The following is a 15,927-nucleotide window of genomic DNA, read 5'->3' as shown; positions in this document are numbered from 1 at the left end:
TACTGTGTGATCGCAATACACCCAGATCCTTGATCACGTGTACTGATCAGCGATTTTTCACTCGAACGTGTGTTTGGCGCAACCTTTCGATACCAACTACCGTTGTGTGACTAGGGAGTACCAGCCTGAGAAGGGGCCGACAGTGACCACCGCAGCAGACGACGCCATCACCGCCGCCGAGCGCCGCCAGGACAGGCCCGCCGGTCCCGTGGCCGCGCCGCTCACCGCGCCCCCCCGCGCGATGCCCGGCCGCCCCCCCGGCATCAGGGCAGACAGCTCCGGCCTCACCGACCGGCAGCGCCGGGTCATCGAGGTGATCCGCGACTCCGTGCAGCGCCGCGGCTACCCCCCGTCCATGCGGGAGATCGGCCAGGCCGTCGGCCTGTCGAGCACCTCCTCCGTCGCCCACCAGCTGATGGCCCTGGAGCGCAAGGGCTTCCTGCGCCGCGACCCCCACCGCCCCCGCGCCTACGAGGTGCGCGGCGCCGAGACGCCCGCGCCGCAGGCCGCCGACACCGCGGGCAAGCCCGCCGCCTCCTACGTGCCGCTCGTCGGCCGGATCGCCGCCGGTGGCCCGATCCTGGCCGAGGAGTCCGTCGAGGACGTCTTCCCGCTGCCCCGCCAGCTCGTGGGCGACGGCGAGCTGTTCGTCCTCAAGGTCGTCGGCGACTCGATGATCGAGGCCGCGATCTGCGACGGCGACTGGGTGACCGTCCGCCGCCAGCCCGTCGCCGAGAACGGCGACATCGTCGCCGCCATGCTGGACGGCGAGGCGACCGTGAAGCGCTTCAAGCGCGAGGACGGGCAGATCTGGCTGCTCCCGCACAACGCCGCCTACCAGCCGATCCCCGGCGACGAGGCGACGATCCTCGGCAAGGTCGTCGCCGTGATGCGCCGCGTCTGACCACCCCCGCACGCCGTCCCTCACGACGCGGCGGTGCCCCGGGCTGCCGCGTCGATCGCCGCCAGGGAGCGCCGGACCTGATTGCGGTCCGTCGTGTACCAGAAGTCCGGCATCGAGGCCCGCAGGAAGCTGCCGTACCTCGCCTTGGCGAGCCGCGGGTCCAGGACCGCGACCACCCCGCGGTCCCCCGTCGCCCGCACCAGCCGCCCGGCGCCCTGGGCCATCAGCAGCGCCGCGTGCGTGGCCGCGACGGCCATGAAGCCATTGCCCCCCGCCTCCTCCACGGCCCTCTGCCGCGCGGTGACCAGCGGATCGTCCGGCCGGGGGAACGGGATGCGGTCCATCACCACCAGCTGGCAGCTCGGGCCCGGCACGTCCACGCCCTGCCACAGGGACAGCGTGCCGAACAGGCAGGTCCGCTCGTCCTCGGCGAAGTTCCTGATCAGCTCGCCCAGCGTCTCCTCGCCCTGGAGCAGCACGGGCACGTCCAGCCGCCCCCGGATCTCCTCGGCGGCGGCCTGCGCGCCCCGCATCGAGGAGAACAGGCCCAGCGTCCGCCCGCCGGCCGCCTCGACCAGCTCCGCCAGCTCGTCCAGCATGTCAGGGCGTCCGGCGTCCCGGCCGGGCGGCGACAGGTGCCCCGCGACATAGAGGATGCCCTGCCTGCGGTAGTCGAACGGCGACCCGACGTCCAGGCCCTTCCACTCCGGCGCCTCGTCCCCGTGCTGCCCCTCGGGGGCGAGGCCGAGCGACGCCCCGACGCCGTTGAAGTCGCCGCCCAGCTTGAGGGTCGCCGAGGTGAGGACCACCGAGCGCTCGGTGAAGAGCTTGTCCCGCAGCAGCCCCGAGACGGACAGCGGCGCGACGCGCAGAGACGCGCCGTACCGGTCGTGCCGCTCGCACCACACGACGTCGTACTCCGACTGCTGGACGATCCGCTCCGCCACGTCCTGCACGGTCTCGATCGAGGCGAGCGCCTGCTTGCGCACCGCGTCCTCGTCGGCCACGGAGGTGTCCCGCGTGTTCCCGAGGGCCGAGATGACCGCGCGGGACGCGTCGCGCAGGGCGGCCAGCGCGTACCCCAGGTCCTCGGGAAGCTTCTCCAGGCGGCCGGGCAGCGCCAGTTCCATCAGCCGCTCGAACGTCTCGGACGCGGTCTGGAGCTGGTCCGCGACCTTCTCGTCCACGAGCTTCGCGGCGCGGCGCACCGCGCGGTTGACCGAGCCGGGCGTCAGCTCCCCCGTCGCCACTCCCGTGACACGGGACACCAGCTCGTGCGCCTCGTCCACGACCAGCACGTCGTGCCCCGGCAGGACAGGGGCGCCCTCGATCGCGTCGATGGCGAGCAGCGCGTGGTTCGTGACGATGACCTCGGCCAGCTTCGCCTGCTCGCGCGCGGCCTCGGCGAAGCACTCCGCGCCGTACGCACAGCGGCTCGCCCCGAGGCATTCGCGGGACGAGACGGACACCTGCGCCCAGGCGCGGTCGGAGACGCCGGGGCTCAGCTCGTCGCGGTCGCCGCTCTCCGTCTCGTCCGCCCAGTCGCGCAGTCGCAGCAGGTCCTTGCCGAGCCTGCTGCTGGGCGGCCCCGCGGCCTGGACGGCCTCGAACTGGTCGAAGAGCCCGTCCTGTTCGTCCTGCGGGACGCCCTCGTGGAGGCGGTGGAGGCAGAGGTAGTTCGAGCGGCCCTTGAGCGTGGCGAACTCGGGGCGGCGGCGCAGGACCGGGTGCAGCGCCTCGACGGTGCGGGGCAGGTCCCGTTCGACCAGCTGCCGCTGGAGGGCGAGCGTCGCCGTGGCGATCACGACGCGGTCGCCCTGGGCGATGGCCGGCACCAGGTAGCCGAGGGACTTGCCGGTGCCCGTCCCGGCCTGGACCAGCAGGTGTGTGCCGCCTTCGATCGCCTCGGCGACGGCCTCGGCCATGGCGACCTGACCTGGGCGTTCCGTGCCGCCGACGGCGGTCACGGCGGCGTGCAGCAGGTCGCGGAGGGCGGGCTTCCCCGATGTCGCAGTCATAGGGCAGTCACCTTACGCGGCGGCACTGACAGCCGCCGACGCCCGAGCACTTCCGGCCATCCGGGTGGCACGGGCGCGGCGGCCCTGTCAGAGGGCGTGCAGCGGGTTGGCGACGGTGCCGTGCACGGCGGCGTGCGGCCGTTCGGCGCGGTCACGGTAGCCGTCGAGGTGGAGCCGGTTGCGGTTCAGGCAGAGCCGGTCGATGCGCGGCGTCAGCAGGTCGAACGTCTCGAAGCGGTTCTTCAACTCGGGGAACCGCGCCTGGTAGGCAAGGATTTCCGCCCGGACGAGTGACCAGAACTCCCCCTCGGGGACGCCCAGCTGCTCCTCGCAGAGCGGCGCCAGATAGCGGAAGACCCCCACGAAGAGCCCGGAGTGGATGAACTGCGTGAGGAACGCGGGCGGCTCCGTCAGCAGCACCTCACGCACCGGCTCCGGCACGCCCTCCAGCTCCGGCAGCGGGACGGCGCTCAGGTTCACGTCGTCCACGAAGTCCTTGACCGCCAGCCGCACGGGCACCTCCCCCTCGTCGAAGACCACCAGGGCGTTCTCCCCGTGGGGCGAGAAGACCGTGCCGTAGCGGTACAGGAAGTGCAGCAGCGGCGGCAGCAGGGCGTGGCAGAGGTGGCGCAGCCAGTCGCGCGCGGGCAGTCCGGAGCGGGCGACGAGTTCGGTGGTGAGCGCCCGCCCCGCGGGGTCGGTCCACAGCAGCGCGGCGAGCGTGCGCGGCCGTTCCCCCGGGGTGAGGAACGGGCCGATCGGCTCGCGCCAGATGCAGCCGAGCAGTTCCCGGTACTGGTACGGCACGGTCGGCAGCCGGTCGTACAGCGGGTGCTCGACGGAGACGGAGGCGGTCTCCCCCAGCAGGACGGGGCGCGTCTCCTCGGCGAGGTACGGGTCGGCGTCGCGCAGCCCGTGCACCCAGGCCGTGACGGCGGGCGCGGCGACGGTGCGCCGGGTCGGCAGGCCGCGGTAGACGAGGGTGTTGAGGATGGACAGCGGGAGCTTGACCGTACGGGCGTGCGGGCGGCTGACGTTGAGGAACGTGCGGATCGACTGCTGCGGCAGCCGCAGGTCGCCGTCGGTGGGCAGGGGTATCAGCCCGTCGTCGGCGATCTGCGGGGCGTAGAGCGGCGCGATGGTCTCGTCCCACTGCCAGGGGTGCACGGGCAGCCACAGGTAGCGGTCCGGGTCGCGTCCGCGGTCGGCGACGGTGGCGGCGAAGGCGGCGCGGGTGGCGTCGGACAGTTCGTCGGCGTAGAGCAGTTCGGGGGTGTCCAGGCCCGGCACGCCCCGGTAACGGGCCAGGTCGCGGTGGACGGCGAGCCACGGCAGGGGGCCGGGCACGCGGGCCTCGGGCGCCCAGCGGGCGGCGTCGGACGCGGAGAAGCCGACGCGGCCCTTGCTGGCGACGAGCCAGGGGTGGCCGGTCTGGTGGCCTTCGAGCGCGGTGTGGTCGAGGTCGGCGAGGGCGGCGGCGGTCGGCGCGTCGGCGGCCAGCCGGACGTCGGCGCTGAGCGTGGCGGTCAGTTCGCGCAGGAGGTGGCCGGTGGTGTCGCCCTGCATGCCGAGGAGGGTGTCGTGCGCCTGGGCGACGAACTCCAGGGGGTCGGCGGACGGTTCGATGGAGTCCGGGTCGATGCGCCAGTGCCCGTACGCGCCGCGGCGGGCGCGGAAGCGGTACGTGGGCCCTGCCGGGACGGGCAGCCGGTACGTTTCTGCGCCTGGGGCGTCGGGCCGCGGCTCGATGATCCCCTCGTACGCGAACTCGCCGAGCGTCTTCGCGAGCAGCGCGCGGGCGGCGCGGCGCCACCGGGCGCCGGGCTCGGGGTGGGTCGGTGACGGTGGCATTCCGCTGGTCCTCCTCGGTCAGGGACGGGTGAACGGTCACCGGGAACGACGGTCCCGGATCATGAGCGCGGCGCGTTTGTCCGGCAGTTCGATCTCGCCCGCCCGGCGGAACCCGGCGGCGCGGAAGGCGGCGACGGAGGCGGCGTTGCGCACGTCGGGTTCGGCGACGACCCGGGGACAACGCGGCCGGTGCGCGAGGACCAGCCCGGCGGTGGCGCGCAGCAGAGCAGTGCCGAGACCGCGCCCGCGGTACCGCGCGGGGCCGATCAGCAGGTGCAGCCCGATGTCGTGGGGGCGGGCGGCGTAGTGCGCGGCGAGCGGGTCGAGGTCGGCGCGGTAGACCTCCCAGTAGCTCATGGGCGTGCCGTCCAGCAGCCCGAGGCAGGGGACGCTGTCGCCGTCACCGCCGAGCTGGGCGGCGATGTGCGTGGCGGTGCGGTCCTCGGGTCCGGCGAGCTGCCAGAACGCGTCCACCACCGGGTCGTTCATCCATGCCGCGATCAGGGGCAGGTCGGCCGCCGGCCTGACAGGCACCAGGCGGAAGTCCCCGGCCGGCGTACCGGCCGGGGCCCAGCGGGCGATGTCCTCCGCCGAAGCGCGGCCGGGGACACCGCCGGGGCGTATGGCGGGGTGGGACACGGCGGCTCCTTCAGAGGACGGCCAGGGGGTTGTCCAGCGTCACGTAATGGGACTGTCCGTCCACCGGCCCGACCAGCTCGTCCAGACCGTGCAGTCGCGTCAGGAGGTTGGCCTTGCAGCGGAGCGTGCGGGACGTGAGGAGGTGCGTGACCAGCGGCGAGACCGCCCCGCCCCGTGCCTCCTCGGTGAGGAAGCCGCGCAGGGCGGCCAGCAGCAGCGCCTCGTCCGCCAGGCGTTCGGCGCCCAGCGCGCCGACAAGGCCGAGGACGTTGTTGACGCCGAGGTAGTACGCGAACCGCTCGTCGGTGACCTGGTCGGTGACGAACGTGTCGGAACGCGCGCCGATGCCGGGCAGCCGCCGCTGGAGCGCCTCGCGGTGGGACTCGCGGAAGTAGTAGCCCTGGTTGTCGCGGAACCGGCCGCCCACGGGCCAGCCGTCCGCGTCGAGCACGACCAGGGTGTTCTGCTGGTGCGCCTCCAGGGCGATCCCGGCATGCGCGTCCAGCCACAGCAGCGGGCGGACGACGGCCCGCAGGTAGCGCAGCAGCCACTCCGCCGCGACGGCGCGGCGCCCCCGCCCGGTACGCGCGGCCAGGGCGTCGACGATCCGCGCGAGCCGGGAGCGCAGCTGCGTCTCGGGCCGGCCGGGCCAGGGCCGCGCCGCCGTCAGGGCCGCCAGGCACGTCACGTCGTCCCGCGCCCCGAAGGGGTTGTGGCGCAGCAGCGTGTCCAGCCCGGGAACGGGCCTGCCGTCCGTGTCGTCCACGGCGAGCCACGCCGGGTCGCGCACGATGTCGAAGCCCGCGCCGTCGGGGAAGGCGGCGTGCCACTCCTGCGCGAGACCGGAGCGGAGCAGCCGGTGCACCTCGACGCCGCGGTGCATCTCCTTGCGCAGGTTCTCGCGGCGGGAGTTGGTGATGCGCAGGGCGAGCGACAGCTTGAGCATCGCGGGCCCGCCGGGCCGGTGGACGGTGCGCACGGACGACGTGGGGTACCAGTGCGGGCCGCCCTCGCCGAGGTCGTGGAGCAGCCCGGCGGACAGCAGGGCGGCGACGGGCGGGCGGTGCGCGATCTCGCGCGCCTGCCAGGGGTGCAGCGGCAGCGGGACGGTGTCGGCGGGCGGCGCCGTGCTGAAGGCGTCGGCGGCGAGCCGCGCGGCCAGGACCTCGGCACGGACGGCCGCGCCCCGTTCGGTCCACGCCGAGTCGGCGGCGAGCACCGACCGGTGCACGGCGAACCAGTGCAGCCGGAACGAGCCCCGCAGCTCCGGCGAGCAGCGACGCGCGTCGTCCCCGGCCAGGCCCTCGCGGCTCTTGGGCGTCGGGTGGAGCGCGTGCCCGAGGAGCATGGACTGCTCGGCCTCAAGGAACGGGTCGCCGTGCGCGGCCGGTCCGGGTGCGGCGCGCCGGTCGGCGAGGAAGACGGCGGTGCGGGCGGCGGAGTCGGCGACGCGGCCGACCAGGTCCGTCGTCTCGGCCGCCCGCGCGCCGCCGAGCGCGTACGCGGCCTCGCGGCCGAGGAGGGCGGCGACGGTGACGGCGTCGGCGGACGCGGCGCCCGGCGGCGCGGTGTCGAGGACGGCCGGGCCGAAGCGGTGCATCCCGGTCGCCGACCAGTAGCGGACCGGTACGCGCAGGACGGCCCCGGATGCGGTGAGCGGCAGCCGCAGGACGTCGTCGGCCGGGCGTTCCACGGCGGTCTCGCGCACCCAGCAGCGCAGCAGGCTCTCGACGGCGGCGGCGTCGGCGGCGAGCGCCGGGTCGGGGTGCTCCAGCGGGTCGGCGCCGGTGGGCCACGGCCGGGGGGCGCCCGCGGCGGCGGGCTGGGCGCCGCCGGGCCCGGACTGGCGCGGCACGGCGGCTTCCCTGGGCCGGGACGACCGGGGATGGAGCGCCCGGCGCTCACGGCCCGGGACGCTGTCGGGACGGGAGCGTGGGTTCATCCTTGTCACCTTGTCTGTCATACCGGTGGTATCAGCGGGGGTCCTCCATCCGTACCAACGACCGTCCGCCCGCCTGATCACGGCCGGAACGAAGATCGTTCAGGCTTCCCCACCAGCCATCCGCCCCGGCCCGCCGGCGCGCGGGGGAACCGGGGACCCGGCTGCGGCCGTCCACATGGTCAACGGCATAGTGGGGGCGTCCCGGCCCGCGGACGTCACCGTGCCGGACGACGGACGACGGACGAGCACCAGCTGCCCGAGCAACACAGGGGGATACCACCCATGTCATCCATACGCAGACGGTCGCGCCGCCGCGCCGCTCTCGCGGCCACCTCCCTGGCCGCATGTCTCGCGCTGACCGCCACGGCCTGCGGCGGTGACGACGAGGGCAACGGGCTGGCGCAGCCGTCCGGGGAGACGTCGGCGGCCGACGACCCGGAGCAGGGCGCGGACGGCGGGTCGGGCGACGAATTGCAGGACCTGATCGACAACCTGCCGTTCGACTTCGACCTCCAGGCCTGGCTCGACGGCGGCTGGGAGAACTGGGACAGCGACAACTGGCTGCGCGACATCGGCGAGTTCGTCAACCCGATCATCGAGGGCCTCTGGGACACCGAGCGCATGGGCGAGGCCGAGGACCCGGGCCAGTCCATCGACGAGGGCGAGATCGAGGAGGACCCGAACCCCGAGACGCCCGCCGAGAACGACCCGATGGGCGACCGCGGCGTCACCGACCCCGAGCCCGCCGCGATCGACGCCGAGGCCGTGCCGATGCCGTACACGGAGAACGGCGCGCCGGTCGGCAAGGTGTTCTTCGACAGCCCCGACGGGCCGATGGTCTGCTCCGGCACGGTGATCCAGGACCCGGCGCACCCGGGGCAGTCCAACCTCGTCGCCACCGCGGGCCACTGCGTGCACGCGGGCGCGGGCGGCGGCTGGTACCGGAACATCCAGTTCATCCCGGCGTTCAACAACGGCGGCCTCCCGGCCGACCAGGTCTACTCGGAGTCGGTGGCCTACGAGCAGGTCGCCCCGTACGGCGCCTTCTGGGCCGACTACGTCTCGACCACCCAGTACTGGATCGACAACGGCACCGAGACCGGCGGCGACGGCGCGCACGGCGACTTCGCCGTCATGTCCGTCCAGCCCATGGAGGACACGGGCCTGTCGCTGGAGGAGACGGTCGGCGCCGCGGTGCCCGTCAACTTCGACGCCCCCGCCGTCTCCGGCCTGGGCACGGTCACCCTCTACGGCTTCCCCGAGGCCGCCCCGTACGACGGCGTGGCCATGTACCGCTGCACCGCCCAGCCCGGCCGCCTGTCGCTGGACTCCTCGATGCCCGTCATGTACTGGGCCGGCTGCACGATGACCAGCGGCGCCTCCGGCGGCCCCTGGCTGCGGACCAACGGGGACGGCCAGGCGGAACTGGTCTCGGTCAACTCGATCGGCCCGATGGAGAGCACCTGGCTCGCCGGGCCGCGGCTCGACGACGAGGCGCAGGGCGTCCTGGAGCACGTCAGCGCGCAGGTCGGCTGAGCCCACCCGCGCACACGCCGGAGGCCCGGTGCCCGTCCTTCCCTTCCGGGGAACGGGTACCGGGCCTCCGGCGTACGGTCAGGCGCGCGGGACGGCGTACGGGCTGCGCTCCGTCCGGCCACCGGGCACCGGCTCGGAGGGGTCGTCGCCGAGGCGGACGACGCGGTTGGCCGCATCGACGTGGACGACCGCCGGCCGCAGGGCGCGCGCCTCGGCGTCCTCGACCTGGGCATAGCTGATCAGGATGACCAGGTCGCCGGGCGACACGAGGTGGGCGGCGGCGCCGTTGATGCCGATGACGCCCGACCCGCGCGCGCCCTCGATGACGTACGTCTCCAGCCGGTTGCCGTTGTCGATGTCAACGATGTGGACCTGCTCGCCCGGCAGCAGGTCGGCGGCGTCCATCAGGTCGGCGTCCACGGTGACCGACCCGACATAGTGCAGGTCCGACTCGGTCACCGTGGCGCGGTGGATCTTGGACTTGAACATGGTGCGCATCATTGGAATGCTCCCGGATCTCGGCTCCCTGCCTGGTCAACGCAGGTCAAGGGCGGTTTCTCCAGCGTACATCGACGGCCGGCCCAGCCGAGGGCCAGGGCGCCCGCCAGCAGGTACAGCGCCGCCTGGACGTCGAGGAGGCCGGTCAAGGGCACCGTCCCGGCCAGCGCGCCCGCCACCTGCGTACCCGCGGCCCGGCGCGCCGCGCCGAGCACCCGGCCCATCGACTCGCCGCCACTCCCGGTCCGGAGCAGGGAGAGCAGACACCGGCACCGCTGAGCCGAGCCGGTGCGCCGAGGACGGCGAAGAACTCGGCGCAGACGGACATCGCCCCGATCAGCCCGGGGCCGTTCCAGACCAGGGCGGACAGTCCGCCGAGGGACCGGCCGAGCGCGTCAGACGGGGTCCACCCAGCCGTGGGCCTCGGCCAGGCGGAGCAGGCGCTGCCGTACGTGCCGGAGCTGCCCGGCGGTGAGCGTCGGGTCCGACTCGATCAGGGCCTCGGTCACCTCGTTCCTGAACTCGGCGGCGGTGAGGACGTCGTATTCCGCGTCGATGTCCGGTACGGGGCGCTGCGCCGGGGCGCTCCGGTGGCCGGTGGCCACCTCCGGGGGCGGCGACGGGCGGAGCAGCCGGACCTTCCCCGCCTTCGGACCCTTGTCGCCCTCTTCGAGGAAGTACTCGACGCGCCGCCCGGCCTGGTAGAGGTGCTCCTCCTCCACCAGGTCGTTGGCGTGCATGAACACGTCCTCGTCGCCCTCGTCCGGGACGATGAACCCGTAACCGCGGGTCTCGTCGAACCGCAGGATCTTTCCTGTCGCCAACACGGCGAACCTCCACCTCTACCGCAGACATCTCGGTGCGCAGGGCCGCCCGGGAAGTTCTCCCGGCGCGGTCGCCACACCCTGCCGGATGGTACGCGGGGGCTCGCGACAGGGCGAACGGGAAGGCCCCGGCCCCCGCCGGGAGGCGGGCGCCGGGGCCTTCGGGTGCGGAGTGGTCAGCCGCGTGACGCGGGGGCGTACGGTTCGAGCAGTGCCGCCAGTTCCTCGTGCACCTGGGCGCTGAGCAGCGTGCCCTCGTCCGTGTGCTCCTGGGAGAGGATCTCGCCCTCGGCGTGCACCCGGGCGACGAGCGCGCCCTCCGTGTACGGGACGAGCGCCGTCAGCTCCACCGCGGGACGCGGCAGCCGCTCGTCGATGAGGGCGAGCAGCTCGTCGATCCCCGCGCCGGAGTGCGCGGAGACGGCGATGGCGTCCTTCTCGGCGCGCATGAGCCGCTGGAGCACCAACTCGTCGGCGATGTCCGTCTTGTTGACGACGACGATCTCCGGGATGTCGTGCGCCCCGACCTCGCTGATGACCGAGCGGACCGCCGCGAGCTGCTCCTCTGGCACCGGGTGCGAGCCGTCCACGACATGGAGGATCAGGTCGGCGTCGCCGACCTCCTCCATCGTGGAGCGGAAGGCCTCGACCAGGTCGTGCGGCAGGTGCCGTACGAATCCGACGGTGTCGGTCAGGGTGTACGCGCGCCCGCCGGGCGTCTCGGCCCTGCGGACCGTCGGGTCCAGGGTGGCGAACAGGGCGTTCTCCACCAGGACACCGGCGCCCGTGAGCTGGTTGAGCAGCGAGGACTTGCCCGCGTTGGTGTAGCCCGCGATGGCGACGGAGGGCACCTTGTTGCGCTTGCGCTCCTGCCGCTTCACCTCACGGCCGGTCCGCATCTCGGCGATCTCCCGGCGCATCTTCGCCATCTTCTCGCGGATACGGCGCCGGTCGGTCTCGATCTTGGTCTCACCGGGACCGCGGGTGGCCATGCCGCCGCCACCGCTGCTCGACCCGCCGCCGCCCATCTGGCGCGACAGCGACTGGCCCCAGCCGCGCAGCCTCGGCAGCATGTACTGCATCTGCGCCAGCGACACCTGCGCCTTGCCCTCACGGGACTTGGCGTGCTGGGCGAAGATGTCGAGGATCAGGGCGGTCCTGTCCACCACCTTGACCTTGACGACGTCCTCCAGGTGGATCAGCTGGCCGGGGCTCAGCTCACCGTCGCACACGACGGTGTCGGCGCCGGTCTCCAGGACGAGGTCCCGTAGCTCGATGGCCTTGCCCGAGCCAATGTAGGTCGCCGGGTCGGGCTTGTCCCGGCGCTGGATGACGCCGTCGAGCACGAGCGCGCCCGCCGTCTCGGCGAGTGCGGCCAGCTCGGCCAGCGAGTTCTCCGCGTCGCGCATGGTGCCGGAGGTCCAGACGCCGACGAGCACGACGCGCTCAAGGCGCAGCTGCCGGTACTCGACCTCGGTGACGTCCTGCAATTCGGTGGACAGACCGGCGACGCGGCGGAGCGCGGCACGCTCCTCGCGGTCGAACTGCTCACCGTCCCGCGCCTCGTTGTCGTTCCAGGCGACGTCCTCATCCATCAGGGCGTCGGCCCGGCGCTCGCCCGTGCGGCGCTGGTTGTCCTGTGGAAGGGAAGAGAAGGTCAATGCGATCCTTAGGTCGGGTGATGCCGGTGGAGCTGGCTGCCGCCGCCGGCGGGTGTTCGGTCGGGAGAACGCCCGGGAGGCTCGGAAGATTCCCCGCGGGACGGCGCCCGCGGACCGGCTTCCATCGTCGCACGGGCCTCCCGGAGGCGTCATCCGGATAAGGCGCGCCACGCCACGCCAGGCGGTGGACGTCAGCGCGCGTGCGCGGCGCGCGACACGTCGTACACGCCGGGTACGCGGCGCATCGCCCGCATCAGCCCCGGCAGGCCTGAGGCGTCGGGCAGACGCAGGGTGTAGGTGTGCCGTACGCGCTGCTGGCGCGGCGGTTCGACCTCGGCCTGGAGGACGGCGGCGCCGTGGGACGCGAGGGCCTCGGTGAGGTCGGCGAGCAGTTCGGGCCGTCCCAGGGCCTCTGCGCGGAGGGTGACGCGGCAGCCGATCGACGCGGACCGCCAGGTCACCGGCAGGGGCGGCCGCCCGTCGCCGGTCATCCGGGCGGCCTCGGGACAGTCGTCCCGGTGCACGGTCACCGCGCCGCCGCGCACCTGGAAGCCGATCGCGCGGTCCGGCGGCACGGGCGTGCAGCAGCGGGCGAGGCGTACTGCGGCGCCCGGTGCCCCCTGGACCTCGGCGACGGGCTCCTCCGCCGCCTCCGCGGGCTCGGGCGGGCCCGGGGCGGGCAGCGGCGGGTGGTCCGGGACGGCTGCGGGCGGCGGCGGGGCCTGCTCGGCGCCGCCGGGCCGCCCCGCCAGCCAGCGCTGGATGGCGATGCGGGCGGCGGGGGTGACGGCGTGGTCGAGCCAGTCGGCGGACGGGCCGGAGGTGCCCTCCGGGGCCAGCAGGAGCCGTACGGTGTCGCCGTCCGCGAGGACGGTCCGCAGCCGGACGAGCCGCCCGTTGACGCGGGCGCCGACGCACGCGTGCGCGTCCTGGCCGTGCCGGGCGTAGGCGGCGTCGAGGCAGGTGGCGCCGGCGGGCAGCTGGAGCGGTCCCTCCGGCCCCGGCGAGGGCCCCGGCGACTCGGCGAAGACGGTGATCTCGCGGTCGCGGGCGAGTTCGTCGCGCAGCGCGGTCCAGAACGTGTCGGAGTCGGGCGCCTGGCGCTGCCACTCCAGCAGCCGTGAGAGCCAGCCGGGCCTGGTCGGGTCGGCGCGCTCGCCGTCCTCGGCGGCGCCGGGCTCCCCCTCGGCGGCGCGGTGCGGGTCACCGAGGGCGACGACGCCCGCCTCGGCGACGCGGTGCATGCGGTGGGTGCGGACCAGGACCTCGGCGGCGTGCCCGGACGCGTCGGCGACCGCCGTGTGCAGCGACTGGTACAGGTTGAACTTCGGCGCGGCGATGAAGTCCTTGAACTCGGAGACGAACGGCGTGAAGCACGTGTGCAGTTCGCCCAGCACCGCGTAGCAGTCGGCGTCCTCGGCGACCAGGATCAGCAGCCGCGCGAAGTCGCTCGGCCCCGGCTCGCCGCCCCGCTTGAGCCGCGCGCGGTGGAGGGAGAAGAGGTGCCGCGGCCGGATGTGGACCTCGGCGGCGATCCCCGCCTCGCGCAGCACGCCGCGCACGGCCTCGGCGACGTCGGCCAGCGGGTCGGGGCGCCCGGCGTGGGCGCGCAGCAGGTCGCGGGCGCGGGCGTGGTCCTCGGGGTGGAGGACGGCGAAGACCAGGTCCTCCAGCTCGGTCTTGACGGTCTGCACGCCGAGCCGTTCGGCGAGGGGGATGAGGACGTCGCGGGTGACGCGGGCGATCCGCGCCTGCTTCTCCGGGCGCATCACGCCGAGGGTGCGCATGTTGTGCAGCCGGTCGGCGAGCTTGATGGACATCACGCGGACGTCGCTGCCGGTGGCGACGAGCATCTTGCGGAACGTCTCGGACTCGGCCGCCGCCCCGTAGTCGACCTTCTCCAGCTTGGTGACGCCGTCGACCAGGTGGCCCACCTCGTCGCCGAAGGCGGCGCGGACCTGGTCGAGCGTCACGTCCGTGTCCTCGACGGTGTCGTGGAGCAGCGAGGCCGTCAGCGTCGTGGTCTCGGCGCCCAGTTCGGCAAGGATCAGCGTGACGGCCAGGGGGTGCGTGATGTACGGGTCGCCGCTCTTGCGGTACTGCCCGCGGTGCGCGGACTCGGCGAGCAGGTAGGCGCGGCAGAGCGTGGCCAGGTCGGCGCCCGGATGGTGGCGGCGGTGGGCCTGGGCGACGTGCTCGATGGCGTCGGGGAGGCGGTGCGGGCGGTCCGCGGGGCCGAACACGGCGGCGCGGCCGAGGCGGCGGAGCCCGAGGACGTTCCGGCGCTGGCCTCGTTCGCGGGCCATGCCGCCGGGTGTGGTGGCCTCTGCGCTCATCGGGTGGGCACCTCCGCGGTCTGTTGACCGGACCGCGGCTCGTTCCTTGTGATCCCCGTGACCCTTGATCCCGCAGCGGCGCCGGTGCTTGATGCTACCGAGCCCACCACGTGACACGGTTCCCCACCGCCCCGGATCACCCGTCCGAGTGACTTATGTCCGGCGAAAGCTGGCCGAAAGCAGTGGGTTTGCGGCCGAGACGGGTGAGGTCGCGTCAGCGTCGGCGTACGGAACGTCAGCGCCGCCCGGCCGCGGGTCCGCCGAGGAGCGCCGCGTCGAGCGTCCCCTCGGCGACGATGACGGCCGGTCCGGCGAGGGTCACCCCGCCGTCCGGCGCCTCGGTGACACGCAGGGTACCGCCCGGGACGTCCACCACGTACGTGACGGCCCGTCCGGTCGCGGCGGGATCGACGCCGTCGCGGCGGGCGGCCGCGACGGCCACGGCGCAGGCACCGGTGCCGCAGGAACGGGTCTCCCCCGAGCCGCGCTCGTGCACGCGCAGCGCGACGTGGCCCGGCGCCCGGTCCACGACGAACTCGACGTTCGTCCCCCGCGGGTACGCGGCGGCGGGCGCGACGCCCGGCGCCTCGTACAGCTCTCCTGCCTCGTCGAGCCGGTCCACGAACGCGACGGCGTGCGGATTGCCCATGTCCACGTGGCGCGCGGGCCACTCGCGCCCGCCGACGGAGACGGTGACGGACGGGTCGGACCCCGACGGCAGGACCGCCCGGCCCATGTCCACCTCGATCTCCCCGTCCCGGGTGTCGTCGGCGAACCTGACCCGCTTGATCCCGCCACGCGTCGCGACGGCCAGTCCGTCCGCCTTGACGAGCCCGGCGCGCCGCAGGTGGCGGGCGAAGACACGCACCCCGTTGCCGCACATCTCGGCGACGCTGCCGTCCGCGTTCCGGTAGTCCATGAACCACTCGGCGCGGTCGGCCATGCCACGCGCCTCGGGATCGGCGGCGGACCGCACGACCCGCAGCAGCCCGTCGCCGCCCACGCCGGCGCGGCGGTCGCAGATCCGGGCGACCGCCTCGGGGGTCAGGGTGAGCCGGCCGTCCGGGTCGGGGACGATCACGAAGTCGTTCTCGGTGCCGTGGCCCTTGAAGAAGGGGACTGCCGGGGGCGGTGCGGTGCTCACGCGTCGATCGTAACGGGGCCGCGCGCGGTCAGCGCAGCCCGGCCACCCGCCAGACGGCCAGCACGGCGAAGACGCCGAGGCCCGCGACGTACAGCGCGAGGAGCCGCCAGTCCGGGCGGCGGCCCGAGCCGCGCGGCGGCAGCCCCGGCCAGGTGTACCCGGCGCGCCGGGCGGCCATCATGCCCCAGCCCGCCGCGCTGCAACCGATGAGCAGGCCGAGCATCGCGACCACGGCGCCCGCGTCGTCGAAGGCGAAGGCGAGCGGGAACGCGAACATCAGCGAGCCGAGCAGGCTCAGCAGCACGATGGGCGCGAAGAGCGCGAGCCGCAGCCGCCGGGGCGGGCGGAGGTCGGCGTAGGAGACGTCCGTGCCGTCCGGCCCGTCCGCGGGGTCGGTGCCGTCCGGCGCGTCGGCGCCGGCGTCGGGCGGGACCTCGTCGTAGCCGTCGGCGAGGTCGGGCTCGGGGTCGTCCGGGAGCGGGGGCGGCATCGCCGGGAGGTCCGGCAGGGGCGGGGGTCCGCCGACGGCTGGCGGTGCCGTCTCTCCGGTGTGCTCGCGAGGGCCGGCCTCCAT

The 15,927-nt window shown here is 74.3% G+C and carries 12 protein-coding genes; 2 read left to right on the top strand and 10 right to left on the bottom strand.

Annotated elements, in window-relative coordinates:
• The first annotated feature begins 142 nt into the window (after nt 1–142).
• Nucleotides 143–904: a transcriptional repressor LexA gene (lexA, locus tag ACL02R_RS14595; protein ID WP_362960556.1), complete on the top strand. Its 762-nt coding sequence runs from the start codon at nt 143–145 to the stop codon at nt 902–904.
• 20 nt (nt 905–924) lie between these two features.
• Here lexA and ACL02R_RS14590 read toward each other — a convergent pair whose 3' ends face one another.
• The 4 genes from ACL02R_RS14590 to ACL02R_RS14575 form a co-directional block, all read right to left on the bottom strand.
• Nucleotides 925–2,922, bottom strand: a complete 1,998-nt coding sequence (locus tag ACL02R_RS14590; protein ID WP_412797316.1) for an ATP-dependent DNA helicase — start codon at nt 2,920–2,922, stop codon at nt 925–927.
• A gap of 87 nt (nt 2,923–3,009) precedes the next feature.
• Nucleotides 3,010–4,773 carry an IucA/IucC family protein gene (locus ACL02R_RS14585; protein WP_412797315.1) on the bottom strand — a complete coding sequence of 588 codons (1,764 nt, stop codon included), beginning with the start codon at nt 4,771–4,773 and terminating at the stop codon, nt 3,010–3,012.
• Between the two features lie 36 nt (nt 4,774–4,809).
• Nucleotides 4,810–5,397, bottom strand: a complete 588-nt coding sequence (locus ACL02R_RS14580; RefSeq protein ID WP_412797424.1) for a GNAT family N-acetyltransferase — start codon at nt 5,395–5,397, stop codon at nt 4,810–4,812.
• 25 nt (nt 5,398–5,422) lie between these two features.
• A complete protein-coding gene (locus ACL02R_RS14575) occupies nt 5,423–7,354 on the bottom strand; it encodes an IucA/IucC family protein (RefSeq protein ID WP_412797314.1) in 1,932 nt (643 codons plus the stop codon).
• A gap of 282 nt (nt 7,355–7,636) precedes the next feature.
• On the opposite strand from ACL02R_RS14575, the gene ACL02R_RS14570 reads away from it, so the two are divergent.
• Nucleotides 7,637–8,890: a trypsin-like serine peptidase gene (locus ACL02R_RS14570; protein WP_412797313.1), complete on the top strand. Its 1,254-nt coding sequence runs from the start codon at nt 7,637–7,639 to the stop codon at nt 8,888–8,890.
• A gap of 78 nt (nt 8,891–8,968) precedes the next feature.
• On the opposite strand, the gene panD is transcribed toward ACL02R_RS14570, so the two are convergent.
• The 6 genes from panD to ACL02R_RS14540 form a co-directional block, all read right to left on the bottom strand.
• A complete protein-coding gene (gene panD, locus ACL02R_RS14565; protein ID WP_412797312.1) occupies nt 8,969–9,391 on the bottom strand; it encodes an aspartate 1-decarboxylase in 423 nt (140 codons plus the stop codon).
• Between the two features lie 392 nt (nt 9,392–9,783).
• Nucleotides 9,784–10,215: a cold-shock protein gene (locus ACL02R_RS14560; protein ID WP_412797311.1), complete on the bottom strand. Its 432-nt coding sequence runs from the start codon at nt 10,213–10,215 to the stop codon at nt 9,784–9,786.
• Nucleotides 10,216–10,388: 173 nt separating this feature from the next.
• Entirely contained in the window at nt 10,389–11,873 is a 1,485-nt protein-coding gene (gene hflX / locus ACL02R_RS14555) for a GTPase HflX (RefSeq protein ID WP_412797310.1), read from the bottom strand.
• 191 nt (nt 11,874–12,064) lie between these two features.
• Nucleotides 12,065–14,209, bottom strand: a complete 2,145-nt coding sequence (locus tag ACL02R_RS14550) for a RelA/SpoT family protein (protein WP_412797309.1) — start codon at nt 14,207–14,209, stop codon at nt 12,065–12,067.
• Nucleotides 14,210–14,444: 235 nt separating this feature from the next.
• A complete protein-coding gene (gene dapF, locus ACL02R_RS14545; protein ID WP_412797308.1) occupies nt 14,445–15,353 on the bottom strand; it encodes a diaminopimelate epimerase in 909 nt (302 codons plus the stop codon).
• Nucleotides 15,354–15,381: 28 nt separating this feature from the next.
• Entirely contained in the window at nt 15,382–15,927 is a 546-nt protein-coding gene (locus ACL02R_RS14540) for a hypothetical protein (RefSeq protein WP_412797423.1), read from the bottom strand.

The organism is Streptomyces sp. MS19, from assembly GCF_047200595.1.
Lineage (GTDB): Bacteria > Actinomycetota > Actinomycetes > Streptomycetales > Streptomycetaceae > Streptomyces.
This window is presented reverse-complemented; position numbering and strand designations above follow the sequence as displayed.